This is a genomic window from Stenotrophomonas sp. PS02289 (assembly GCF_029960115.1).
GTDB lineage: Bacteria > Pseudomonadota > Gammaproteobacteria > Xanthomonadales > Xanthomonadaceae > Stenotrophomonas.
Genome location: NZ_JASCOZ010000016.1, coordinates 1 through 23,262 on the forward strand (window position 1 = coordinate 1; position 23,262 = coordinate 23,262).

Below are 23,262 nucleotides of genomic sequence, written 5' to 3' on the forward strand. Positions count from 1 at the left end.
GCAGGGCGGCACTGGCGGCGGCGGACCCCATCGGCGGGGCCGACGTGGACAGCGCCCTGCACCGGGGACCCGGCGCGCGTACGCGCAGCCAGGGCGACCCGGGGCAGTGGGAAGCGCTGCTGTCGGCCTGGGCGAGGCAACGCTTGGCCGAAGGGGCCGAAGGGCTGCACGCGCAGGTGCGCGAGCGCGTGGACCAGGCCCTGCTGGAGGCCGCGTTGCAGATCACCCACGGCCGCCGCGCCGAAGCGGCGGCACGGCTGGGGCTGGGCCGCAACACCTTGACCCGCAAGCTGGGCGCGGGTCGCCGTCGCGGCGGATGAATGCCCTGTTCATGGGTGTAACACGCACGTGGTGGTCGCTTTCATGATCCATGGACAGCGCCGCCGTTAGTTTGGAAATACAAGGAGTCTTCCATGCGCAGTACCCGAATTCTCATTGGCAGCGCCGCGCTGCTGGCACTGAGCGCGTGCAGCAGCACGCCGCCACCGCCGCCGCCGGCCCCGCCGATGCCCACCATCAGCACGGCGAAGATGGCTGAGGTCAACATGTCGCCGGCCTCGGCCAGCATCGTGAGCGGCCGCCTGGCGGTGGTGCCCGATGCCCGTGGCGTGCATATCACCGGCGTGATCGGCGGCCTGCAGCCGCTGCAGACGGCGGCGTTCCACGCGCATGAGCGCGGCGACTGCAGTGCCGTGGATGCCGCCAGTGCCGGCGCGCACTTCAATCCCACCCAGCAGCCGCATGGCCGCACCACGGGTGGCGCGCATCACCTGGGTGACATGGACAACCTGCGCGCCGACGCGCAGGGCCGGGTCAATGTGGATGTGCGCCTGCCGGGGGTCACGCTTGGTGGTGGTGCACCCAATGACATCGCCGGGCGCGCCTTGATCGTGCACGCCAATGCCGACGATTACCGTAGCCAGCCCGCCGGCAATGCCGGTGCCCGCGTTTCCTGTGGCGTCATCCGGGTCACGCGCTGACGCGCGTTCGGTTTCGCTACTTCACTCTGTTGTATCTGCAAGGAGATTCACATGCGTCTGATCCATACCGCGTTGTTCGCCGCCATTGCCACGATTGGCCTGACCGCCTGCAACAAGCCGGCTGAAACGACTCCGGAAGCCACCCCGGCCGCCGATGCCACTGCTGCCGCCAACGACGCGCCGCCGGCGATGATGAGCAGCGACGCGCACGCCAACCACACCGCGATGGCCGAGCTGGCCCCGACCCAGGGCAACGACGTCAAGGGCAGCATCACCTTCAGCGTGGTGGACGGCAAGGTGCACGCGAAGGGCGAAGTCACCGGCCTGAAGCCGAACAGCGAGCACGGCTTCCACATTCATGAAACCGGCGACTGCAGCGCGCCCGATGGTGCCAGCGCGGGTGGCCACTTCAACCCGGGTAAGGAAGACCACGGCAGCGTGGCAGCCGCTCCGCACCACGGCGGTGACATGCCGAACATCAAGGCGGATGCGGAAGGCAAGGCCGTGGTCGACACCAATGTCTCGACCAACGTCAACATCGGCGAGGGCAATGACTTCGACATCATCGGCCGTGGCCTGATCGTCCATGCTGACCCGGACGACTACAAGACCCAGCCGACCGGCAACGCCGGTGCCCGCCTGGCCTGTGCGGTCATCAAGGCTCCGCAGTAAGGATGCGCTGACGCGCATGGCGCGTCAGTACGCAAAGAACAACGCCGGCGAAAGCCGGCGTTGTTTTTATCGGGGGTCCCGCGCCAGTACGCGTTTCATATACGCGTCCAGCAGTGCGCAGCCGACCTCCGTGCTTTCGCACAGGGTGGCCCAGGCCTGACGGCGATCCATCAGCTCGCGCGGAGGCACATAGGTGCGAAGGCGTGCGACCGAAGGTGCCATCACGTGAGGTTCGGTGAAGATGATCCACGTGCGCGACTCAAAGTTCGGACTCGCGGCCAAGGACGCTTTGGTGGTCTGGTAGGCCAGCATGCCCGGCTCAAGCTTCAGCATTTCCAGTACTTCAACGTCCTTGCGCGCGGGCAGCCCTTTAGTGAACCCGGCCACGCTGGTGTATTCCATCGGTTCCTTGTCGGGCTCATTGCCAAGAATGCGCACCTGCGATGCCGCACTGAACGTGGATGCCAGGCCGACGAGCAGCGCGGCGGTGGCGAAAAATCGAGCGGTGCGACGGGAGTTGACGTTGTTGGGCATGGCGATCAGTTCAGTGCGAAGGTGATAGGGGCATCCTGCGCCGGCTCGGTGCCGTCCACGGGGCCGCTGCAGTCGAAGGACCATTTCCTTCCTGCCTCGAGCGCGGCCTGGTCGAGGGCTTCGGAGCCACTGCTTTTGGCGACGTAGACCTTGCGTGCCAGCTGGCGGTCGCCCTGCGGTTGCAGGCCGAGCAGGACCTGGCCCTGCACGCCGGCGCGGAACGTCTTGGGCGGATAGCGGGGCGGGTTGTAGTTCTTGCTGGTGATGTTCAGCTGGCACTGCTGCGCGGGATGGTGCAGCACCCATTCGGCCACGCCACCCTGCTTGCCCTGGCACTGATAGCGCCAAAGCAACGCGCTTCTGCGTGCTGGCTCAGGGTCCTGGCTGCTTTCGACCGCCACTTCGGTTGCGCGGCCATCGGGACCCACGGTCACTTTCAGGCGGACATCATGTGCCGGAAGCAGCTCCTTCCTGTACTCCGGTTTGCCGACCGAGGCAGGAAACTCTGTCATCGAATCGGGAATCACCTCGCAGGTGGCCGCGGCCATCGCGGATCCCGGCAGCAGCGCGGCGGACAACAGGGCCAGCACGTGGCCACGGGGCAGGATCGACATCTCTCTTCCTTGTGCTTGTGGAGGTCTACCCATGCCTTCCACGCGCGGGTCATTCAAGTATAACGACCATCCGCGTACGGACTTTAGATTGCGACATGTTCGTGGGTTCGCACCACGGCGGACGTCCATTCACAGCGCCAGCGAAATCCGGCCGTGCTTCGTCAAAGCAGTGCGCTTTGATTAAACCTTACTGGTGGATTGCACGACGCAAATGGTTCACTCGTCCTGCGCGTCTCTCAAGGCAGGAATCATCGACCTGCGCACCGCGTGCAGCTCCGCACAGGCCTCCGCCTCCCCCTCGCACAGCAGTCCCAATCGACTGGTGACGTGGGTTATCCCGTCCGGTCCGGTTACCGCGTGATCGTGCACACGCAGGACGGCCGGTGCCGCCGGATGCGGGGATGCCAACAGCATCCAGGAAATGCGATCACCGTCGCGCACCGTCTGCTCACCGAGCGGAACATTCCACAGCGGATCGGGGTCATTGGTATAGAAACTGCCGCCATCGAGGGCGGGCCGGGCAGTATCTGGAACCACGCCCTTGCGAGCGGGCAACTCCCGGAGGAACTCAGCGGCGCTGGCGAACTCCATTGAGCTGTCGTCGGCCAGCAGCTCATGCGTCGGTGCGCCCATACTCTTCAGTTCGGCCAGCCGCTCGGTGGCCGTCAGCGGTGCGCTGTCGCTTTGAGCGCAGGCGACTGTCGGCAGCATCATCAGGACCATCGCCGCTGCCACTGCGGTCCATGCAGGGCTTGGTTTCATCGCGCCAGCAGCTCGCGCGGCTCCTGGCCCGGTTCGCAATGCACGAACAGCACCGGCAGCCCGTGGGCTTCCAGCACCGCGGCCATCTGCCGCTGCCGCATCAGGTACTGGTCGTAGATGCCCTGCAGACGCTCGCAGTCACCGGTGCCGTGGTTGTAGAAGTTGCACCAGCCGGCCGGGTCGAACAGCGCCATACGCACTTCGCCGTCAGCGTATCGAAGCAGCGGCTCCGGCGCGGCATCCAGCCATTCTTCGGCCTGCGGGGCCAGCACGGCGGTTTCAATCAGCGGCCACAGCGCGGCCAGGCCCTGGTTGTCGTACTGCATCGACATCATCGCGGCCAGGTCGTTCACGGTGAAGTACCGCGCGTGCTCGATCTGCGCCCCAAAGGCGTTCTGCGTCAGCAGGGCGGTGTCCGCCCCGGCCATGCCCTGGGCCAGCAGGACGTCTTCCAGCGCCTCGGCCACGGCCTGGGTCTGGGCCACTTCGCTGCCGGTCAGCACGAACGGCACCACCCGCAGGCCACCGCCGGTGAGGGTGGCATCGGCCTGCAGCGGCAGCGGAATCTCGCCGTCTTCGCTGGTGCCGAACGCCAGCAGGCGCGGGCCTTCGTTGCGGCCCGGGGCGCGCATCTGCAGCTCTTCCAGGCGACGGTGAATGGGCCAGCCCGGGCGCAATACCTCGGCCGGATCGAAATGGGCTCCGAAGAACACCAGGTCCAGCCCGCTTGCGCCGGGGACCAGCTTGGCCAGGTCGCGGCCGATGCGTTCGGCCAGTTCGCCAGCCTGGGCGGACGACAGCGCCGCGTGGCGCGGGGCGTCGCCGCCGGCCAGTTCCAGTGCCAGTACGCCTAGGGCATTCATGCCGGGGTCGGGTTTGCTCATGGTTTCACGGTTGGCCCATCACAGGGCGGCAGCTACACTTGGCTCCATTATGCCTGCTCCTTCGTGCAGGCCATGTTGCAGACACCCCTTCCATGTCAGGTATGCCCATGCCCAACGCTCGTCCCGTCGCCATCCTTGGTGGTGTCCGCATTCCGTTCTGCCGGCAGAACACCGCGTATTCGGATGTCGGCAACCTCGGCATGTCGGTGCGCACACTGGGCGCGCTGGTCGAACGTTTCGGCCTGCACGGCCAGCAGCTGGGCGAAGTGGCGATGGGTGCGGTGATCAAGCACTCCAGCGACTGGAACCTCGGCCGCGAAGCGACGCTGTCCTCGGGCCTGTCCCCGCTTACCCCGGGCATCACCCTGCAGCGCGCCTGCGGCACTTCGCTGGACACGATCATCACCGTGGCCAACAAGATCGCGCTGGGCCAGATTGAATCGGGCATCGGCGGCGGTTCGGACACCACGTCCGACGTGCCGATCGTGTACGGCAAGAAGCTGCGCGCGCGCCTGCTGGCGGCCAATCGCGCCAAGAGCACCGGCGACAAGATCAAAGCGCTGACTTCCGGCTTCAAGTTCAGCGAGCTCAAACCGGAATTCCCGGGCGTGGCCGAGCCGCGCACCGGCAAGAGCATGGGTGACCACTGCGAGGACATGGCCAAGGAATGGAACATCGCCCGCGATTCGCAGGACGAGTGGGCCGTTTCCTCGCACAAGAAGCTGGCCGCCGCCTATGAGCGTGGCTTTTTCAACGACCTGATCGCGCCGTTCCGCGGCGTGGAGCGCGACAACATCCTGCGCGCGGATACCTCGCTGGAAAAGCTCGCCACGCTGAAGCCGGCGTTCGACAAGGTCTCCGGTCGCGGCACGCTGACCGCGGCCAATTCCACCCCGCTCACCGACGGTGCGGCGGCGGTGCTGCTGGCCAGCGAGGAATGGGCGCGCGCCCACGGTCACGAGCCGCTGGCCTACCTGCGCGATTCACAGGTGTCGGCGGTGGATTTCGTGCACGGCGAGGGCCTGCTGATGGCTCCCACCATTGCCGTGCCGGAAATGCTCAAGCGCAATGGCCTCACGCTGCAGGATTTCGACATCTACGAGATCCATGAAGCCTTCGCCGCACAGGTGCTGTGCACCCTGCGTGCGTGGGAAAGTGAAGACTACTGCCGCAACCGCCTGGGCCTGGATGCGCCGTTGGGCCGTATCGACCCGGAAAAGATCAACCCGCTGGGTTCGTCGCTGGCCACGGGCCATCCGTTCGCCGCGACGGGCGCACGCGTGATCGCGACGGCGGCCAAGCAGCTGGCCGAACGCGGCGGTGGCCGCGCGCTGGTGTCGATCTGCACCGCCGGTGGCATGGGCGTGGTGGCGATCGTCGAGCGTTGATCGACGAATCGCAGAAATAAAAGAGGCCGCCAAAGAGGCGGCCTTTTTTGTGTCCGGGGCTACCGATTACGGTTCGCGTCGATTCCCGAACGCGTCATGATCCACCGGATGGTCCAGCACCGGTGCTGGTTCGCTCATCAGTGACTGTTCTTCCACCGTAGCCCGTTCCGGCACCACGGCAGCCACCGGTGCGGCGGCCGCGTCGGCGCGCGCCAGGGCCACGCTGTCTTCCCCGCGCTGCTGGCGCAGCGCATTGCCGAAGCACTGCGCGGCCAACGTCGGTTCGCCTCGGGCGATGAACACCTGGCCCAGCGCTTCCCATGCATCCGGGCCTGCACCGGCGGCAATCGCGCGGTGCAGGTAATCCTCGGCCTGCACATGTTCGCCCTGGCGTGCGGCAATGCGACCCAGCGCCAGCAGCAGCGCCGGGCTGCCGGGTTGCTGGCCGAGCCAGCGCTGCAGGTTGCTCTGGCGGGTGGCCAGCTTCTCCACCGGCATCTGCCCGTACAGCGTGACCAGCGATTCGTCCCAGCGGGTGTCCAGCGCCTGTTCCAGGTTCAGCAGGGCCGGCTCTTCCCAGTCCAGCGCGACCGCGCGCAGCGCATAGGCGCTGACCACGTCGGGGTCGCTGCGCAGCGCCTTCGGGGTGGCTTCCCACTGCGCGGCGAGTGCGTTGACGTCGGCGGCTTCCAGCAGCGACTGCGCGGCCAGGCGATTTTCCAGCTCGGCCATGTCCTCGTCGGGCAGGATCTTCTGCTTGCGCAGCGCACCGAGCTGGCCATACGCCTCGTGTGCGCGGCCGGCGCGGGCCAACGCCTCGGTGCGCAGCCACAGGCCACGCGGCGGCAGCGGCTGTACGCCCGGCGCGTCCAACGCGTTGATCGCATCCACCGGACGCTCCAGCTGCAGCAGGCGCTCGGCCTGCATCAGGGCGTAGCCGGTGGCGTCCGCGGTGGCCAGCCGCTGCAGGTACTGCTCAACGCTGGCGGCATCATTGCGCGCCTCGGCACTGCGGATCGCCGTGGTCAGCGCCACTGCGCTGACTTCGGTGTCTTCAGCAGCACTCACCAGCGACTTCTCCGCGCGCTGCCAGTGCCCGTATTCGTGCGCCTGCAGGCCGTCGATCAACTTCACCCGGCCCTGCTTGCGGCGGTAGCGGCCCCACGCCCGGAACGGCGAGGACGCCAGGCTCCACAACAGCCACAGCACCAGTAAGGCCACCAGCACCATCAGTGCCACCTGCGGCACGCTGGAGCGGTAATCGATGCCGCCGTGGCGGAAAATCACCTCGCCGTACTGGCGCAGCGACTCGGTGCCCAGCCATTGCGCGGCCACCACACCCAGCACCACGGCCAGCAGCAGGACCACCACGGATTGAATCGGCTTCATTGTCTAACTCCCGTCGCGCAAGGTGCGCAGTTGCTGCAGGGTGCTGCCCAGTTCGGGCAGGGCGGGGCGCAGCACGCTGGTGCGCAGTTGCCTCAGTTCAGCACGTCGCTCGCGCAGAGCGGGTGAATCCGGCCACAGACGCGGCAGCCACAGGCCCACTCTGTCCAGCGCCTGTTCAAACGCAACCTGGTCGCCGCGCTCCACGGCCGCGCGCGCCAGGGTCAATTCCAGTTGCAGCGAGTCCCACGCGGCCACGCGCTCGGCGCTGCTCAGCGGCCCCTGCGCTGCGGTGGGGGTGATGGTGACGAACGGAGCCAGCAGGGTGTGCCACCACGGCGTCGCCACCGCGCCGGCCGGCGCTTCCACCCGCTCGGGCAGCGCGGTCAGGGACTGGGCGAAGGTGCCCAACCGCTGCAGCACGCCGGTACGCACGCCGGGGCCAAGGGTGTCCAGCGCGTTGCGCTCCTGCATCAGCGCCTGGCGCAGGTTGAGGTAATCGTTGCCCTGCACATCCTCCAGCGCGGTGGCGGCCAGCGCATACAGGCGCTTGGCTCCGTCCACGTCGTCGGCATAGGCCAGGCGCTGCCCGGCCTGGCTCAGCAGCAGTTCCGTCTCTTCCAGCTGCAGTGCCTGTGCACTATGGCGGGTGCTGTCGGCCAGCTTGGCCAGGTTTTCCTCGAGCAGCGCGCTGCGCTGGCTCAGGCCCAGCATTTCATCGCGCAGCACCCGGTTGGTGGCGGCGGCGTCCTGCACCCGCTGCGAGGTGGAGCGCTGGTCGCGACGCAGTGCTTCCAGGCTGTCGCTCAGCCCCTGCACCAGCAAGGCGGCTTCGGCCTCGCGCTGGGCACTTCGGGTCTGCTGCGCCTGCCATTGGCTCCAGCCCCACCAGCCGGCCGCGCCTGCACCGACCGCGACCACGGCCAGTGGCACGATCCAGCGCAGGGCAGGGCGGTGTGGCGGAGGTGATTCAAGCTCATTCATGTACGCATCCTTGTCGTTCGCGCCGGTGTCTTCACGAGCTGGCGAGCGATCAGGCACACAGCATCGCCCGTCCGCCGCGCGGCCCGCAAGGCCACCGGTCTTCCCTGTTCAGTCAGGTGCGCGGGCGGTGATGACCGCATGCGCTGCCCGGGCCAACTGTAGCGGTTGCGGGCCCTGCGCCACTTGGATACGGGCAAAGCCTTCGGCCTCGGCCAACCCCGCCAGCCGCTCACTGGCGACGACCACCGGGCTGCTGCGCAGGCGCGCCATCAGGTCGGCCGGCAGCTCCGCCACCGCCCAGGCCAGCGCCTCGGCACTGCTCAGCGCCAGCGCCCACGGGTCCGGTTGCCGGCGCAGTCGCTGCAGGGCGCGCGGGGCGGGGCGCAGCGGGGTGCGCGCATACACGTCTACCCGCTGCAGCCGCGCACCGCGCGCTTCCAGCGTTGGCGCGATCAACCCGCGTCCCCCGGGGGCGGTCACCAGTGCCACGGACTGGCCCTGCAGGTGTGCCAGTTCTGGAAGCCCCAGCAGGCCCTCGCTGTCCATCCGTTCCGGTGCGCGTACCCCTTCGGCCCCGTGCGCGTGCAGCGCGGCGGCGGTGCCGGCACCCACGGCCAGCCATGCGCCCGGATGGGGGCTGGCCAATGTGCCCAGACGGGCTGCGGCGTGCACCGCCGCCGGGCTCGTGAACACCACCCGGTCGGCCTGCAGGGCGTGGACCAGCGCGGCGCGGGTGGCGGCGTCATCGCACGCCCGCAGGGCCCATGGCGACAATGCCAGCAGCTGCCCGCCCAGCGCCTGCGCGGTCCGCCGCATCGCCGCGTGCTGGCCGCGGGGGCGCAGCGACACCAGGGTCCATTCCGGCACATGTGCGTGGTTGTTCATTCCGGGCATTATGCGAGTCCTTCGCTGCAACGTCGTCGTACCGATGTCTCCATTGCTTTCCCTGCCCGATCATCTGGGCGCGCTCCAGCAGGTCCTGGACCGCATGCCGCCCGTGGCCGCCATGCAGATCCGCGTGGCGGGCTACCAGGACAACCAGCTGGCGCTGACCGCACCGCTGGCCGCCAACGTCAACGACAAAGGCAATGCCTTCGGTGGCAGCCTGGCGTCGGCGCTGACCCTGGCCGGGTGGGCGCTGGTCACCCTGCGCCTGCGACTGGCCGGCTTCGACGCCGACGTTTATGTCGCCGACAGCCACGTGCGCTATCTCGCCCCGGTCTATGGCGACCTGTCGGCTCAGGCCCAGGCCGTCGACGAGGCTGACTGGGACGTGTTTCTGGCCACTTTTGGCCAGCGCGGCAAGGCCCGCATCGAGGTGCTGGCCCGCCAGCCCGGCGAGGCCGGCAAGCCGGCAGCTGAATTGAGCGGCCGCTACGTGGCCTTCGCAAGAAGGTAGGATGGGCACCTTGCCTATTGGGGAATTCGCATGCGTCGTACCTTCCAGATCCTGCTGCTGGCCCTGTTCGCGCTGACCAGCGTGTCGGCCATTGCTGCCGACAGCCAGAAAATCACCAAGAAGATGCGCAAGCAGCTGGAGGAAACCCAGGTCAAGTACGACTCCACCCTGCGCTGGGGCAACCTCGACGACCTCATTCCCTACCTCGACCCGGAGTACGCCGAAGAGCACCCCATCACCGACCTGGAGCGCAGCCGCTTCGAGCAGGTGAAGATCGCCGGCTACCGGGGCAGCGACAACGTGGGCATGCCCAATGGCCGCATTGGCCGCAGCGCCGAAGTGCGGGTGATCAACAACAACACCCAGGCCGAGCGCGTGGTGCGGGTGAACGAGATCTGGCGCTGGGATGCCGAAGCCAAGCGCTGGCTGCAGGCCAATGGCCTGCCGGACCTCTGGCAGACCCGCTGACCCCCCTCAAACCCCCGCTGGACGCCGGTTCGCCCGCATGTGCGACAATCGGCCCCCGCTTAATTGACCCGTGATCTGAGTGAATTACGAAGAGTTGCTGGCCTTTGCCGGCCGAAACCCGATGCTGTCGGCGGCTTTTGTCGGCCTGACCGTGGCCATCATCGTCACCGAAATCCGCCGTATGACCCGCGGCTACCGTGGGCTGAAGCCGGCTGAGCTGACCCAGCTGATGAACGCCGGTGGCACCGTGGTGGTCGACCTGTCGTCCTCGTCGGACTTCGAAAAAGGCCATATTGCCGGCAGCCGCAACGCGCAGCCCAGCCAGTTCGGCCCGGAGCACAAGCTGGTGGCCAACGCCAAGCAGAGCCCGGTGGTGCTGGTGTGCCGTACCGGCAACGCCTCGGAAACCGCAGCCAAGGCGCTGAAGAAGGCCGGTTTCGAGAACGTGAGCGTGCTCGAGGGCGGCATTCCGTCCTGGCAGCAGGCCGAGCTGCCGCTGGTCAAGGGCCGCAACTGATTTTGCCCGATTCGCATCGCGCACCTTGTGCGCGCTGCCACACGCCCGCATAGCAGGGCATGTAACAATCGGTTTCTACTGTATTCATTACTGCATTCATTCTGGAGCATCAGGAAATGTCCGAAGAGAACACCAACGGCGCCATCGCGCCGGCCGACGCCGTCACCGGTCCTGCTTTCACCGTTGAGAAGATCTACGTCAAGGACGTTTCCTTCGAATCGCCCAATGCTCCGAGCGTCTTCAACGAAGCGGTGCAGCCGGAACTGCAGCTCAATCTGAACCAGCGCGTGCAGCGCCTGGGCGAGAACGCCTTTGAAGTCGTGCTGGCGGTCACCCTGACCTGCAAGGCCGGCGACAAGACCGCCTACGTGGCTGAAATCCAGCAGGCTGGCGTGTTCGGCCTGATCGGCCTGGAGCCGCAGGCGATCGACGTGCTGCTGGGCACCCAGTGCCCGAACATCCTGTTCCCGTACGTGCGTCAGCTGTGCAGCGACCTGATCCAGGCCGGCGGCTTCCCGCCGTTCTTCCTGCAGCCGATCAACTTCGAAGGCCTGTACGCCGAAACCCTGCGTCAGCGCCAGGAAGAGGGCGGCACCTCGCTGGCCGATTCCGAGCCGGCCGGTAACGCCTGATCGGCGTTTCGATGACTCAGAACGCAGACAAGATCGCCGTTCTTGGCGCAGGCTCCTGGGGTACCGCCCTGGCGAGCCTGCTGGCCCGCCACGGTCGTGAGACCGTGCTGTGGGGCCGCGACGCTGCCATGGTCGAGGCCATCGACCAGCGTCACGAGAACACCCGTTACCTGCCGGGCATTCCGTTGCCGGAATCGCTGCGCGCGACCACCGACCTTGCCGCCGCCGTCGCCGGTGCCACCTGGATCCTGGTGGTGGTGCCCTCGCACGCCTTTGGTGAAACCGTGCGCGCGCTGGCTCCGCTGCGTCCGGCGGGCGCGGGTGTGGCCTGGGCAACCAAGGGCTTCGAGCCCGGCTCGGGCCGTTTCCTGCACGAAGTCGCGCGCGAAGTACTGGGTCCGGACGTGCCGCTTGCGGTCGTCACCGGGCCTTCGTTCGCCAAGGAAGTCACCCAGGGCCTGCCCACTGCCATCACCGTGCACGGTGACGATGTGGACTTCGCCCAGCAGGTGGCCGAAGCCATGCACGGCCCTGCCTTCCGCGCCTACACCGGCGATGACATGGTCGGTGCTGAGCTCGGCGGTGCCATGAAGAACGTGCTGGCAGTGGCCACTGGCGTGGCCGATGGCATGCAGCTTGGCCTGAATGCCCGTGCCGGGCTGATCACCCGCGGTCTGAACGAAATGCTGCGGCTGGCAGCGGCCATTGGTGCCAAGCCGGAAACCCTGATGGGACTGGCCGGGCTGGGCGATCTGGTGCTGACCTGCACCGGCGATCTCTCGCGTAATCGCCGCCTGGGCCTCGCCCTAGGTCGCGGTCAGACGCTGCAGGACGCCATCCGTGAAATCGGCCAGGTCGTGGAATCGGTGCAGACCGCAGACGAGGTCATGCGCCAGGCCCGCCGCCACGGCATTGACCTGCCGATCTCCGACGGCGTCCGCGCCGTACTGCACGGTGAGCAGACCCCGGCCGAAGGCCTGCAGGCCCTGCTGGCCCGCGAACAGAAGCCGGAGTACCCGGACACGCTGTTCAAGTGATGCAAACACAAACCCCGGTGAAAGCCGGGGTTTGTGTTTCCGCGTTACATCCCACGCAACCGCGGCCATTCCATCCGCAGCCACGGCGTCAGCTGCGCATCCGCATCGGCCAACTCCGCATCCAGCGCTGCCGGTTCCACCCAGCGCAGCGCTGCCACCTCCTCGGGATTGGGTCGCGGTGCATCCGACGGAATGCGCGCGGTGAATACATGGCACAGCTCATGCTCGGCACCGTCTGACTGGTAACGCGCCCAATAGGTGAAATCGAAACACCAACGTGGCGCGTCGATCAGGGTCACGCCCAACTCTTCCACGCAGCGTCGCTGCACGGCTTCGCGCAGCGTCTCGCCCCAGCGCGGGTGCGAACAACAGCTGTTGGCCCAGTAACCTGGCCACAACGGTTTGCGCGCGCTGCGCTGCTGCAGCAGCACGCGCCCTGCAGGGTCGAACAGAAACAGCGAGAACGCGCGATGCAGAATGCCGTCGCCGGCATGACACTGCGCTTTGCTGACGGGCCGAAGCGGGCGGTCGTCGGCGGAAACGGCGATCAACGCGTCGCCGTTGTTGGGCGCGGACAAACTATCCATGCGCCAAGCGTGCCAGAGGCGGCACAGTCAGTTGTGGCCAGATGTGGCGGCGCACGCCGCGTCTGCTTGGTACCGTGTGCGTGTCTGAACCTGTACCCGCGTGCGCCGTGACCCACCTGCTTGTTGTCGATGACCATCGCTCCATCCGCGAACCGCTGGCGGCCTATCTGCGCCGACAGGGCTATGAGGTGAGCACCGCCGCCGACGGTCCATCCACCCGCGCCCGCCTGCAGGGGCAGCACTATGACCTGGTGGTGCTGGATCTGATGCTGCCCGGTGAAGACGGTCTTTCGCTGTGCCGACACATCGACAGCACCTACGGTACGCCGGTCATCATGCTCACCGCACGCACCGATTACCCGGATCGCATCGAAGGTCTGGATACCGGCGCTGCCGACTACGTCACCAAGCCATTCAACGTCGATGAGCTGGTCGCGCGCATCCGTAGCGTACTGCGACGATCGGTCGCAGCGGTACAGCCGCGCGAGGACGGCGGCGTGCTGCACTTCGAGGGTTGGTCGCTGGACCTGGCCCACCATCGCCTGCACGACCCCGCCGGTGTGCACGTGCCGCTGAGCACCATGGAACAGCGCCTGCTGCTCTCGTTCCTGCAGCGTCCCAACCAGGTGCTCAGCCGCGATGACCTGCTCGACCTGGTCAACCGCGACAGCCTCGCGTTTGACCGCAGCATCGACAGCCAGGTCAGCCGCCTGCGCCGCAAGCTCGAAGATGACCCGCGCCACCCGGTGCTGCTCAAGACCGTCTGGGGCACCGGCTATCTGCTGGCCGCGCAGGTCGAGCGCGTGGGCGCATGAAGCTGTTGCCACGCAGTCTGGGCGGTCAGCTGGCGGCGCTGATGCTGGGCGGCTTCCTGGTCGGCAGCCTGTTCGGGACCATCGGGCTGTGGTCACGCGCCGGCGCATTGCACCCCATTGCCCGCGAACATGCGTTGTCACGCACGCTGACCGCGTATCGACTGGCCGAGCAGCAGCCGGCCGCAGACACTCGATGGCTGGACACGTTCAACACGCAGGTGGCGCAGCTGTGGATAGACACCACGCCCAGCCCGGTCAGCATGGGCGAGCGCGAGCTTGAGCTGGCCGCCGCACTGCGCGAGCGGCTGGCGGCCAGTGCCGTGGCGGTGCGCATGCCGTGCCGGCCGGATGCCGGTCGCCCCGCCCTGCAGGTCGCAGGCAATGAGCTGGAATGCCTGGAAATCGACCTGGCGCTCGGCGATGGTCGTTGGCTGCATACGCGCCAGACCCTGCCGGTGCAGTCGCTGTGGCGCGAAAGCTGGCAGCTGCTGCGGTTCTCGTTGCTGATGGGCATCCCGCCGGTGCTCATCCTGATGTACCTGTTCGTCAATCGCATCCTGCGGCCTACCACGGCGCTCACCGAAGCGGCCGAGCGCATGAGCCGTGGCGAGCGGCTGGAACCCCTGCATGTGCAGGGCCCGGATGAGATCCGCGAAATTGCCGTGGCGTTCAACGAGATGCACGAACGCATCACCCGCTTCGTTGACGAGCGCACCCGCATGCTGGCGGCGATCAGCCACGACCTGCGCACGCCCCTCACTTCGCTGGTGCTGCAAGCCGCTATGCTGCCGGAAAGCGAAGAACGCACCGAGATGCTGCGCACGCTGGAAGAAGTGCGGTTGATGGTGGACGAGACATTGCGCTTTGCTACCGCCAATGCACGTGCCGAGGCCAGTGAGCCGGTGGACCTTGCGCGGCTGCTGCGTGAACTGTGCGATCGCCACGCCGCGCTGGGGCGGGATGTGGCGCTGCATGCACCTGCGGCACTGACCTACCGCTGCCGACCGATGGCGATGCGCCGTGGGCTGGGAAATCTGATCGAGAATGCCGTCACCTACGGCGGAGCCACGCGTGTCTCGCTCGAGAATGCGGGCGATGACGGCGTTCTGGTTGTCATCCAGGACAGAGGCCCGGGCATTCCAGAAGACATGATGGAACGCGTATTCGAGCCGTTCTTCCAGCTGGACGCCGCGCGTAATCGTGATGCCAGCAGCAGCGTGGGCTTGGGATTGGCGATTGCGCGCGATTGCATCCAGGCGCATGGCGGCAGCATCTCATTGCGGAATGTGGAAGAGGGCGGTCTGGCCGTACGCGTGGTCTTGCCGCAGGCCTGACCTCGCCACACTTTGGCAAAGTTTCCTGAAGCCCACCGCTTACGCTTCACCTACACAAACGCCCTCACCGCCGCCAGGCGGCGAGGGCGTTTGTTTTTCCATAAAAGCCTTTAAAATCAATGTGTTGAATTGATTCCAATCAATGTGCATGGCAGACCACAGGCGGAGTATTCGTCTCAGGCACTCCCGGAGACACATTGATGAGCAACACCCTCCCCAACGCATCGCAGGTCACCGACCTGCGCTCCGCCATCGAACTGCTGAAGCAGTACGAAGGCGAGTACATCGAAACCAACGAACCGGTTGACCCCGAAGCAGAGCTGTCAGGCGTGTACCGCTACGTCGGTGCCGGCGGCACTGTCATGCGCCCGACCCGCACCGGTCCGGCGATGGTCTTCAACAAGGTCAAAGGCTTCGACAACGTTCGCGTTCTGATCGGCCTGCTCGCCTCGCGCGAACGCGTGGCACGCATGTTCGGCGTGGAAAAGGAAAAGCTCGGCTTCCTGCTGAAGGACTCGGTCAACAAGGCCATCGCCCCGGTGGTGATCCCACGCGAGAAGGCGGTGTGCCAGGAAGTGGTGCATCTGGCCAGCGACCCGGCCTTCGACCTGCGCACGCTGCTGCCGGCCCCGAAGAACACCCCGGAAGACGCCGGCCCGTACTTCACCCTGGGCATGGCCTACGCGGCTGACCCGGAGACCGGCGAGCACGACGTCACCATCCATCGCCTGTGCGTGCAGAGCCGCGATGAGATCTCCATGTACTTCGTCCCCGGCCGTCACCTCGACCAGTTCCGGATCAAGGCGGAAAAGGCGGGCAAGGCGCTGCCGATCACCATCAGCATCGGTGTCGATCCGGCCATCGAGATCGGGGCCTGCTTCGAGCCGCCGACCACGCCGCTGGGCTTTGACGAGCTGTCCATTGCCGGTGGCCTGCGCGGCCGCGCGGTGGAACTGGTGGAAGGCGTTTCGGTGGGCGCACGTGCCATTGCCAATGCCGAAATCGTGATTGAAGGCGAACTGGTCCCGAACTACCGCGTGCGCGAAGACCAGAACACCAACACCGGCAAGGCCATGCCTGAGTTCCCCGGCTACACCGGCGAGGCCAAGCTGGAAGTGCCGGTGATCAAGGTCAAGGCCGTCACCCATCGTCGCAACCCGATTCTGCAGACCTGTATCGGCCCCAGCGACGAACACACCAACATGGCCGGCATTCCCACCGAGGCCAGCATCCTGCAACTGGTGGAACGTGCGCTGCCGGGTCTGGTGCGCAATGTGCACTGCCCCTCGCCAGGCACCGGCAAGTACGTGGCGGTGCTGCAGGTGGGCAAGCGCGGTCCGCAGGATGAAGGCCGCCACCGCCAGGCGGCGCTGCTTGCCTTTGCGGCCTTCTCGGAGTTGAAGCACGTGTTCCTGGTGGACGAGGACGTCGACCTGTTCGACCTGTCCGACGTGATCTGGGCGATGACCACGCGTTATCAGGGCGACGTCGATACGGTGTTCATTCCCGGCGTGCGTTGCCACCCGCTCGATCCTTCGCAGGACCCGGCATTCAGCCCGTCCATCCGCGACCACGGCATCACCTGCAAGACCATCTATGACTGCACCGTGCCGTACAAGCTGAAGGAAAACTTCCAGCGCTCGCAGTTCATGGAAGTGGACGTGGCGCGTTTCATTCCGGGCTTCCGGAAGTAAGGGGAGTAGTGCCATGCAAAAGCCCCGAGTCATCGTCGGCATCAGCGGCGCGACCGGCTTCCAGTATGGCGTCAAAGCCCTCCAGCTCCTTCGGGAGCTGGGGGCCGAGACCCATCTGGTGATGTCCAAGGCGGCGGGCCTCACCCGCCAGCATGAAACCGCGTTTGACCGCGCCGCCGTGGAAGCACTGGCCGACGTGGTCTACCCCGCCGGTGCGGTGGGTGCACCGATTGCCAGCGGTTCGTTCCGCACGCTCGGCATGATTGTCGCACCGTGTTCGATGCGCACCCTGGCGTGCATCGCCAACGGCATGACCGACAACCTGCTGACCCGCGCCGCGGATGTTGTGCTGAAGGAGCGCCGCAAGCTGGTCCTGATGGCGCGCGAAACACCCCTGCACCTGGGTCATATCCGCAACATGGCCAAGGTCACCGAGTACGGGGCCATCGTATTCCCGCCCGTGCCTTCGCTGTATGCCGGTCCGCAGAGCGTGGACGACATCATCGCGCACAGCGCTGCGCGCGCCATTGGCCTGCTCGGTCTGGAGCACCCGTCCACCCCGCGCTGGGGCGAGACCATCGACGCCACGCTGGCCGAAGGAGAAGCCGCATGATCGTAGGACCGTGGATCAACGCCGGGGCCGTGCTGTTTGGTGCGCTGGCCGGCGCAGCGCTGTCCACCCGCATACCTGAGCGCGTGCGCAGTGCCATGCCGCTCACCTTCGGGGCCGCCTCGATGGCGATGGGCGTGGTGATGATCGCCAACGTCAAGCACATGCCGGTGATGGTGCTGGCCGCCATTCTGGGCGCGCTGCTCGGCGAGGTGATCTGGCTGGAGCGTGGCATCGGCCGCGTCGGAGCCAGCGCCAAGGCGATCGTGGAGCGTGTCGCTCCCGCTCCCAAGGGCATCAGCCATGACGAATTCCTGGAGAAATTCGTCGCCATCCTGGTCCTGTTCGCGGCGTCGGGCACCGGCATCTTCGGGGCGATGAACGAAGGTATGACCGGCGACGCCACCATCCTGATCGCCAAGTCGTTCCTCGACCTGTTCACCGCCGCTATCTTCGCCATCACCCTGGGCTACTCGGTGGCCACCATCGCCGTGGTCCTGCTGGCCGTGCAGCTGGCGCTGGCCTACGGGGCCACGCTGATCCTGCCGATGACGACCCCGGCGATGATCGACGACTTCAAGGCGGTGGGCGGTCTGTTGATGCTGGCCACCGGCCTGCGCATCTGCGGCATCAAGTCGTTCCCGGTGGCCAACATGCTGCCCGCGCTGATTCTGGCCATGCCGATCTCCGCGCTGTGGGTACGGTTCTTCTAGGAGGCGCACCATGCATGAAGTCCCCACCGCGCTGCAGGCCGTGCTCAACCAGTACAACGTGCTGTCGCTGGCTGTGTGCTACGACGACATTCCGTGGGCCGCCAACGCGTTCTACGTGTATGACGACAGCGAACAGCGCCTGATCCTGATGAGCTCGCTGGACACCCGCCACGGCGAAATGCTGTCGGTGAACCGCCAGGTCGCCGGCACCATCACCCCGCAGTTCGACGACATCCGCCAGATCCACGGCGTGCAGTTCCTGGGCGTGGCCCGGCAGCTGGATACCCCCGGCCTGGCCGCCCCGGCGCTGCAGCGCTACTACCAACGCTTCCCGCTGGCGGCCGGCATGACCGCCGCCGTGTGGGACATCCATCTGGTGCGCCTGAAGCTGACCGACAACCGGTTGGGCTTCGGCACCAAGGTCCAGTGGAACCGGCACGCCGGCCGGGTCATCCCCGGCGCGTCCGCCCTCCATACCCCCCTGACGACATCGTCACTCTGAGGAATACCCGGTATGAAACCGCAACACATCGCTCCCTCGCTGCTGGCCCTGGCCCTGCTGGCCAGCCCCGCGTTTGCCCAGACCCTGGCCGGACCCGCGCTGCCGCGCGGCGAGCAGCAGGTCCTGAAAGTCACGCGCTACACCGATGACGGCAGCGAAGGTACCCTGCGCTGGGCACTGGAAACCAACAACGCCAATCCCGGGCACTACCGCATTGAGCTGTCCGCCATCGGCCAGGCTCCGTACGTGATCCGCCCCACCCGCGAGCTGCCGCCGATCAAGGGCCCGGTGGTGATCGAGAACGTGGACTGGGCACGCAATGGCACCTTCGTCGCCATTGATGGCGGTGCCTACGTACAGGGCCCGGGCACCCGTGCCTGCCCCGGTGCCGTGCCCGGCCAGTACGGTACCAACGTGCGCACGACCACCAAGCCCGGCCTGATCCTGCGTGACACCGAGGCGGTGGAGATCCGCGGCCTGGAGATCAGCAACTTCTGCATCGGCATCCTGGTCAACCGCGCCAGCGGCAACCTCATCCGCGACAACCGCATTGTCGGCAACAAGGGCGGGGCCGGCATCATGGTCACCGGTGACGACGGCAACGGTAACTCCACCGCCACCACCACGGTGCACAACAAGATCCTCAACAACCGCTTCGTCAACAACGGCGACGCGATGGAGATGACCCGCGGCGCAGCCTTCAACCTGATCGCCGGCAACTTCATCACCAGCGACGACAAGGCCAATGAAGAGCCTTCGCAGGGGCTGGAGATCCTGTGGGGCAACGACAACATGGTGGTGCACAACCACTGGGAGAATCTGTCCGACGGTGTGCAGCTGAACTGGGGCAACCGCAACTACATTTCCGGCAACACCTTCACCGGCAACTCGTCGGCGGTCACGCTGAGCGGCACCGGCAACATCGTCGACGGCAACACCATGACCGGCAACCGCGTCGCCGTGTCGGTGCGTCCGCAGGCCGAAGCGGGTAAGGACGCCAGCCCCGGCCGCAACCGCGTGACCGGTGCAGCGGTGAACACCATCAGAGCCAACGAAATGCATGGCAATGGCGTGGACATCCGCCGCTGCTTTGCCGGCGGCTCCTGCCTGCCCGAGCTGAAGGGCGCGATCGTGTTCAACGTGCCCGGGCTGGAGCATGGCCGCTTCATCGGCAACCGGGGTGGCGGCGTGGAAAGCGACGTCAGCAAGCTGGAAACGGTCTGCGCGCTGGATGGCGCAGTGGAAGGCTGCGAAGCAGCTCCCAACCATGGCCAGGCGGCTCCCGCGCTGCTTGCCACCCTCGGCATGGCCAAGGGCGCGGTGGGCGTGAAGGGTGAGATCCAGGGCTCGCCCAACACCCTGTACCGCGTGGAGCTGTTCGCCAACGGCACCGCGGGTGCACTGGAGGCCGAACGGTATGTCGGCTTCGTGCAGGTGCCGGTGGACGGCAGCGGCAGGGGCCAGTTCGTCTATCCGCTGACCTCGGCTGACGCCGCACAGGCCGCCAACGTTACCGCCACCGCGACCAGCCCCGACGGTGCCACTTCGCCGCTCAGCACCCCGCTGGTGCTGCGCCGCTGAGCTACGGCGATCTTTGCAACACCGGGTGCGGCCACCGCGCCGCACCCGCGAACTCCCCACACTGCAACAAAGGATTGCAATGAACACCTCCCCCCTCAAGGGCTGCCCGCAGGCAGTCACGGCCTTGTGCGGCCTGCTGCTGGCCCTCCCGTTCGCAGCGATGGCCGACAACGGCAACGCGTTCTCCGGCCAGACCATGACCGGTGACTGGAATGGCGTGCGCACCGACCTCGCTGAAAAGGGCATCAACGTACGCGGTGGCTTCATCACCGAAGCGGCTGGCGTGGTCTCCGGCGGTATCGACCACAGTGCCCGCAACGCGTTCCAGACCCAGGTCGGGGTGGACGTGGACATGGGCAAGCTGACGAACTTCTGGGGCGATGGTCGCTTCCACCTGACCATCAACGACCGCCGCGGTCGCGGTGCCTCGCAGGAACTGGCCGGCAATGACTACATGCCGATCCAGGAGATCTACAGCGACCAGTTCACCCGCCTCACCGAGCTCAGCTACGACCACAACTTCTTCAACCGGAAGATGAACTGGAAGGCCGGCTACTACGTGATGGGCAATGATTTCGGCATCAACCAGATCATGACCAATTTCGTGAACGCTGCACTGTGTGCGCATCCGATCTCGCTGTCGACCAGCGCCGGCTGGACCAACTGGCCGCGCCCGCGCTGGGCCACCCACATCACGATCCACCCGACGTCGGAAACCACGCTGCGCACCGGCATGGTGCTGGTCAACCCGAACTACAACCTGGAGGAAAACCGCTGGAGCCTGCACGAACACGGCACCACCGGTCACCTGTATCCGGTGGAGTTCGAGTGGGCCCCGGGTACGGCCAACAAGGGTAATTACCCGGGTCACTACAAGGTGGGCTACTACTACGACACCAGCGACATGGCCATGGTGGGTGACCGTGCCGGGCAGATCGCCGACCATCGCGAAGGCGGCTACGTCATGGTGGACCAGAAGGTCACCAACAACGCCACCAACGGCGGCCTGAGCCTGTTCGCCCAGTACACCGCGCAGTCGCAGCAGACGGCCGCCATCCACCGCTGGTTCTCGGCCGGCTTCGTCTACCAGGGCCTGATCGACAGCCGCCCGCAGGACCGCATCGCGCTGGGCTACGTGCGTGCCTCGGTGAACCCGCATCAGATGCAGCGGCAGCTGGAACTGCAGGCCATGGGCCTGATCACCGACCCGGACTTCGAACTCAACACCGCCGAAGAGCTGGTCGAGCTGGCCTACACCTTCCAGCTCAAGCCCTGGCTGTCGCTGCGTCCGGACGTGCAGTACATCACCAAGCCGGGTGCGTTCCGCTACAAGAACACCCAGGACGTGCTGGCCCTTGGCCTGCAGGCCAAGGTCACCTTCTAAGCCGTTCCCGCCGTCCCTCGGCCGCCCCCCTGCGGCCACCCGCTCCGGTGCACACCTCTCTCCCGTGCACCGGGGCCTCTTCTTTCGTGAGTCCCCATGACACCTCCCCCCTCCCGCCGCGGCATGGCCGCTGCCCTGGGGTCGCGGCTGCGGAATTTGCGCATCTCGACCCGCCTGCACCTCATCAACGTGATCGCCGTGGTCGGCATCGCCGCCATCTGCCTCTATGTGGGCGTCACCACGCGCGCCTCGCTGATGGCCGAGCGCCGCCAGGCGCTGGCCCAGGTGATGGACGCCACCACCACCGCCATTGCCCACTACGCCGCGCAGGAAAAGCAGGGCGTGCTGACCCGCGAACAGGCGCAGCACAAGGCCCTGGCCGTGGTCCATGACCTGCGGTATGGCGAGGACAACTACGTGTGGATCAACCAGATACTGGATGAGAAGCGCGCCCGTCGCCTGATGAACGGTGCCAATGACGCCCTGGTGGGCAGCATTGCCGACGCGCCCGCTGATGTGGAGTTCCTGCGCCTGGTACGTACCCAGGGCGGCGGCGTGGTCGACCAGCAGTGGCCGCGCCCAGGCAGCAACGTGCCGGTGGCCAAGATCACCGAAGTGCGGGGAATTCCCGACTGGAACTGGGTGGTCGGCTCGGGCGTGTATGTGGATGATCTGTCTGCGGCGTTCTGGGCCGCCATGGCGCGCCTGGGGGTGATCTTCATCGTCGTCTGGGGGCTGCTGATGGTGGCCGTGCGCGTGCTCACCACCAGCATCAACGTCCCGCTGCGGCATGCCACCGAGGTCGCCACCGCGATTGGCCACGGCAACCTGGACACGCCGTTCCGCAACTGCGGTCGCAACGAGATCGGCTCGTTGCTGGAAGGCATGGCACGCATGCAGCAGCAGCTGCGTGCGCTGATGGACGCACAGAACGCCATGGCGCGCGAGCACGATGCCGGCACGCTCAGCTATCGCATGGACGACACCGCGTTTGCCGGGCAGTTCGGGGCCATGGCGCGCGACACCAATGCTCTGGTCGATGCGCACGTACAGACCCAGCAGCAACTGATGGAGGTGATGGCGCATTACGCGGTCGGCGACCTCGACCACAGCGTTCCGGATTACCCCGGCGAAAAGGCCGAGATCACCCGCACCATGGCCACGGTGAAGGCCAATCTCTCAGCCATCAACGCCGAGATCCGCCGCCTGGCCGAAGCGGCCGCCGCCGGCGACTTCAGTCAGCGCGGCGACGCGCAGCGCTTCCAGTTCGGCTTCCGCGCGATGATCGATGACCTCAACGCCATGATCGCCAGCGCCGATACCAACCTGGAGCAGATCTCGCACCTGCTCAAGCAGATCGCCAGCGGCGACCTCACCGCGCGCATGGACGGCGACGCCCGTGGTGTGTTTGCCCGCATGCGCGACGATGCCAATGCCACCGTCACCCAGCTGACCGACATCATCGGTCGCATCCAGCAGGCCAGTGGCAGCATCAGCACGGCCGCGGCCGAGATCGCCGCCGGCAACGAGGATCTTTCGCAGCGCTCCGAGCGCCAAGCCGCCGACCTGGAGGAAACCGCCGCGTCGATGGAGGAACTCACCTCCACCGTGCAGCAGAATGCCGAGCACACGCGCCAGGCCGATCGCGCCGCACAGGATGCCGGTGTGGCGGTACGCCGCACCGGCGAGGCCATCGACGGCGTGGTGCGGGTGATGACCCAGATCAGCGAGGCCTCCAACCGCATCACAGAGGATTGATGGGATTGCCTTCCAGACCAACATCCT

Annotated in this window: 26 protein-coding genes; 18 read left to right on the plus strand and 8 right to left on the minus strand. The window is 66.6% G+C overall.

The window, feature by feature from the left end:
- The 3 genes from QMX83_RS03910 to QMX83_RS03920 form a co-directional block, all read left to right on the plus strand.
- On the plus strand, nucleotides 1-320 hold a 320-nt coding region (locus QMX83_RS03910; protein WP_282295345.1), incomplete at its 5' end, for a helix-turn-helix domain-containing protein.
- Between the two features lie 93 nt (nucleotides 321-413).
- Nucleotides 414-980 carry a superoxide dismutase family protein gene (locus QMX83_RS03915; protein ID WP_282295346.1) on the plus strand — a complete coding sequence of 189 codons (567 nt, stop codon included), beginning with the start codon at nucleotides 414-416 and terminating at the stop codon, nucleotides 978-980.
- A 51-nt stretch (nucleotides 981-1,031) separates the two neighbouring features.
- A complete protein-coding gene (locus QMX83_RS03920) occupies nucleotides 1,032-1,652 on the plus strand; it encodes a superoxide dismutase family protein (protein WP_282295347.1) in 621 nt (206 codons plus the stop codon).
- 66 nt (nucleotides 1,653-1,718) lie between these two features.
- Here QMX83_RS03920 and QMX83_RS03925 read toward each other — a convergent pair whose 3' ends face one another.
- The 4 genes from QMX83_RS03925 to QMX83_RS03940 form a co-directional block, all read right to left on the minus strand.
- Nucleotides 1,719-2,186, minus strand: a complete 468-nt coding sequence (locus tag QMX83_RS03925; RefSeq protein ID WP_282295348.1) for a hypothetical protein — start codon at nucleotides 2,184-2,186, stop codon at nucleotides 1,719-1,721.
- A gap of 5 nt (nucleotides 2,187-2,191) precedes the next feature.
- Nucleotides 2,192-2,800 (minus strand): TonB family protein, encoded by a 609-nt coding sequence (locus tag QMX83_RS03930; protein ID WP_282295349.1) that lies wholly within the window; start codon nucleotides 2,798-2,800, stop codon nucleotides 2,192-2,194.
- A gap of 216 nt (nucleotides 2,801-3,016) precedes the next feature.
- Nucleotides 3,017-3,523 (minus strand): hypothetical protein, encoded by a 507-nt coding sequence (locus tag QMX83_RS03935; protein ID WP_282295350.1) that lies wholly within the window; start codon nucleotides 3,521-3,523, stop codon nucleotides 3,017-3,019.
- Nucleotides 3,524-3,558: 35 nt separating this feature from the next.
- Nucleotides 3,559-4,446, minus strand: a complete 888-nt coding sequence (locus QMX83_RS03940; protein ID WP_282295351.1) for a hypothetical protein — start codon at nucleotides 4,444-4,446, stop codon at nucleotides 3,559-3,561.
- Nucleotides 4,447-4,538: 92 nt separating this feature from the next.
- Between QMX83_RS03940 and QMX83_RS03945 the strand changes: the two genes are divergently transcribed.
- Nucleotides 4,539-5,834, plus strand: coding sequence for an acetyl-CoA C-acetyltransferase (locus QMX83_RS03945; RefSeq protein ID WP_125359571.1), 1,296 nt, complete (start codon nucleotides 4,539-4,541; stop codon nucleotides 5,832-5,834).
- Between the two features lie 66 nt (nucleotides 5,835-5,900).
- Here QMX83_RS03945 and QMX83_RS03950 read toward each other — a convergent pair whose 3' ends face one another.
- From QMX83_RS03950 to QMX83_RS03960, 3 genes are all read right to left on the minus strand, one after another.
- Nucleotides 5,901-7,223 carry a heme biosynthesis HemY N-terminal domain-containing protein gene (locus QMX83_RS03950; protein ID WP_282295352.1) on the minus strand — a complete coding sequence of 441 codons (1,323 nt, stop codon included), beginning with the start codon at nucleotides 7,221-7,223 and terminating at the stop codon, nucleotides 5,901-5,903.
- Between the two features lie 3 nt (nucleotides 7,224-7,226).
- Nucleotides 7,227-8,204 carry a uroporphyrinogen-III C-methyltransferase gene (locus QMX83_RS03955; protein ID WP_282295353.1) on the minus strand — a complete coding sequence of 326 codons (978 nt, stop codon included), beginning with the start codon at nucleotides 8,202-8,204 and terminating at the stop codon, nucleotides 7,227-7,229.
- 108 nt (nucleotides 8,205-8,312) lie between these two features.
- Nucleotides 8,313-9,089 (minus strand): uroporphyrinogen-III synthase, encoded by a 777-nt coding sequence (locus QMX83_RS03960; protein ID WP_282295354.1) that lies wholly within the window; start codon nucleotides 9,087-9,089, stop codon nucleotides 8,313-8,315.
- Between the two features lie 43 nt (nucleotides 9,090-9,132).
- Here QMX83_RS03960 and QMX83_RS03965 point away from each other — a divergent pair, with 43 nt between their 5' ends.
- The 5 genes from QMX83_RS03965 to QMX83_RS03985 all read left to right on the plus strand — a co-directional run bounded on the left by QMX83_RS03965 (nucleotide 9,133) and on the right by QMX83_RS03985 (nucleotide 12,257).
- A complete protein-coding gene (locus QMX83_RS03965; protein ID WP_282295355.1) occupies nucleotides 9,133-9,603 on the plus strand; it encodes a YiiD C-terminal domain-containing protein in 471 nt (156 codons plus the stop codon).
- Nucleotides 9,604-9,633: 30 nt separating this feature from the next.
- Entirely contained in the window at nucleotides 9,634-10,071 is a 438-nt protein-coding gene (locus QMX83_RS03970; RefSeq protein ID WP_282295356.1) for a hypothetical protein, read from the plus strand.
- 79 nt (nucleotides 10,072-10,150) lie between these two features.
- Nucleotides 10,151-10,588, plus strand: a complete 438-nt coding sequence (locus QMX83_RS03975) for a rhodanese-like domain-containing protein (RefSeq protein ID WP_282295357.1) — start codon at nucleotides 10,151-10,153, stop codon at nucleotides 10,586-10,588.
- Between the two features lie 116 nt (nucleotides 10,589-10,704).
- Complete coding sequence (gene secB, locus QMX83_RS03980; protein ID WP_282295358.1) at nucleotides 10,705-11,220, plus strand: protein-export chaperone SecB; 516 nt, start codon at nucleotides 10,705-10,707, stop codon at nucleotides 11,218-11,220.
- Between the two features lie 11 nt (nucleotides 11,221-11,231).
- Nucleotides 11,232-12,257 carry an NAD(P)H-dependent glycerol-3-phosphate dehydrogenase gene (locus QMX83_RS03985; protein ID WP_282295359.1) on the plus strand — a complete coding sequence of 342 codons (1,026 nt, stop codon included), beginning with the start codon at nucleotides 11,232-11,234 and terminating at the stop codon, nucleotides 12,255-12,257.
- A 44-nt stretch (nucleotides 12,258-12,301) separates the two neighbouring features.
- Here the strand turns inward: QMX83_RS03985 and idi are convergent, their stop codons facing one another.
- Complete coding sequence (gene idi, locus QMX83_RS03990; RefSeq protein WP_282295360.1) at nucleotides 12,302-12,844, minus strand: isopentenyl-diphosphate Delta-isomerase; 543 nt, start codon at nucleotides 12,842-12,844, stop codon at nucleotides 12,302-12,304.
- A gap of 107 nt (nucleotides 12,845-12,951) precedes the next feature.
- Here idi and QMX83_RS03995 point away from each other — a divergent pair, with 107 nt between their 5' ends.
- From QMX83_RS03995 to QMX83_RS04035, 9 genes are all read left to right on the plus strand, one after another.
- Complete coding sequence (locus QMX83_RS03995; RefSeq protein WP_282295361.1) at nucleotides 12,952-13,659, plus strand: response regulator transcription factor; 708 nt, start codon at nucleotides 12,952-12,954, stop codon at nucleotides 13,657-13,659.
- Complete coding sequence (locus QMX83_RS04000; RefSeq protein WP_282295362.1) at nucleotides 13,656-14,993, plus strand: ATP-binding protein; 1,338 nt, start codon at nucleotides 13,656-13,658, stop codon at nucleotides 14,991-14,993. The genes QMX83_RS03995 and QMX83_RS04000 overlap by 4 nt, the downstream gene beginning before the upstream one ends.
- 200 nt (nucleotides 14,994-15,193) lie before the next feature.
- Nucleotides 15,194-16,687 carry a UbiD family decarboxylase gene (locus QMX83_RS04005; protein ID WP_282295363.1) on the plus strand — a complete coding sequence of 498 codons (1,494 nt, stop codon included), beginning with the start codon at nucleotides 15,194-15,196 and terminating at the stop codon, nucleotides 16,685-16,687.
- Nucleotides 16,688-16,700: 13 nt separating this feature from the next.
- Nucleotides 16,701-17,300: a UbiX family flavin prenyltransferase gene (locus QMX83_RS04010; RefSeq protein WP_282295364.1), complete on the plus strand. Its 600-nt coding sequence runs from the start codon at nucleotides 16,701-16,703 to the stop codon at nucleotides 17,298-17,300.
- Entirely contained in the window at nucleotides 17,297-18,010 is a 714-nt protein-coding gene (locus tag QMX83_RS04015; protein ID WP_282295365.1) for a DUF554 domain-containing protein, read from the plus strand. The genes QMX83_RS04010 and QMX83_RS04015 overlap by 4 nt, the downstream gene beginning before the upstream one ends.
- A 10-nt stretch (nucleotides 18,011-18,020) precedes the next feature.
- Nucleotides 18,021-18,512, plus strand: a complete 492-nt coding sequence (locus tag QMX83_RS04020; protein ID WP_282295366.1) for a pyridoxamine 5'-phosphate oxidase family protein — start codon at nucleotides 18,021-18,023, stop codon at nucleotides 18,510-18,512.
- 12 nt (nucleotides 18,513-18,524) lie between these two features.
- Nucleotides 18,525-20,093, plus strand: a complete 1,569-nt coding sequence (locus tag QMX83_RS04025; protein WP_282295367.1) for a NosD domain-containing protein — start codon at nucleotides 18,525-18,527, stop codon at nucleotides 20,091-20,093.
- 79 nt (nucleotides 20,094-20,172) lie between these two features.
- Nucleotides 20,173-21,477, plus strand: a complete 1,305-nt coding sequence (locus QMX83_RS04030; protein WP_282295368.1) for a carbohydrate porin — start codon at nucleotides 20,173-20,175, stop codon at nucleotides 21,475-21,477.
- A 96-nt stretch (nucleotides 21,478-21,573) separates the two neighbouring features.
- Nucleotides 21,574-23,235, plus strand: coding sequence for a cache domain-containing protein (locus QMX83_RS04035; protein WP_282295369.1), 1,662 nt, complete (start codon nucleotides 21,574-21,576; stop codon nucleotides 23,233-23,235).
- The last annotated feature ends 27 nt before the right edge of the window (nucleotides 23,236-23,262 follow it).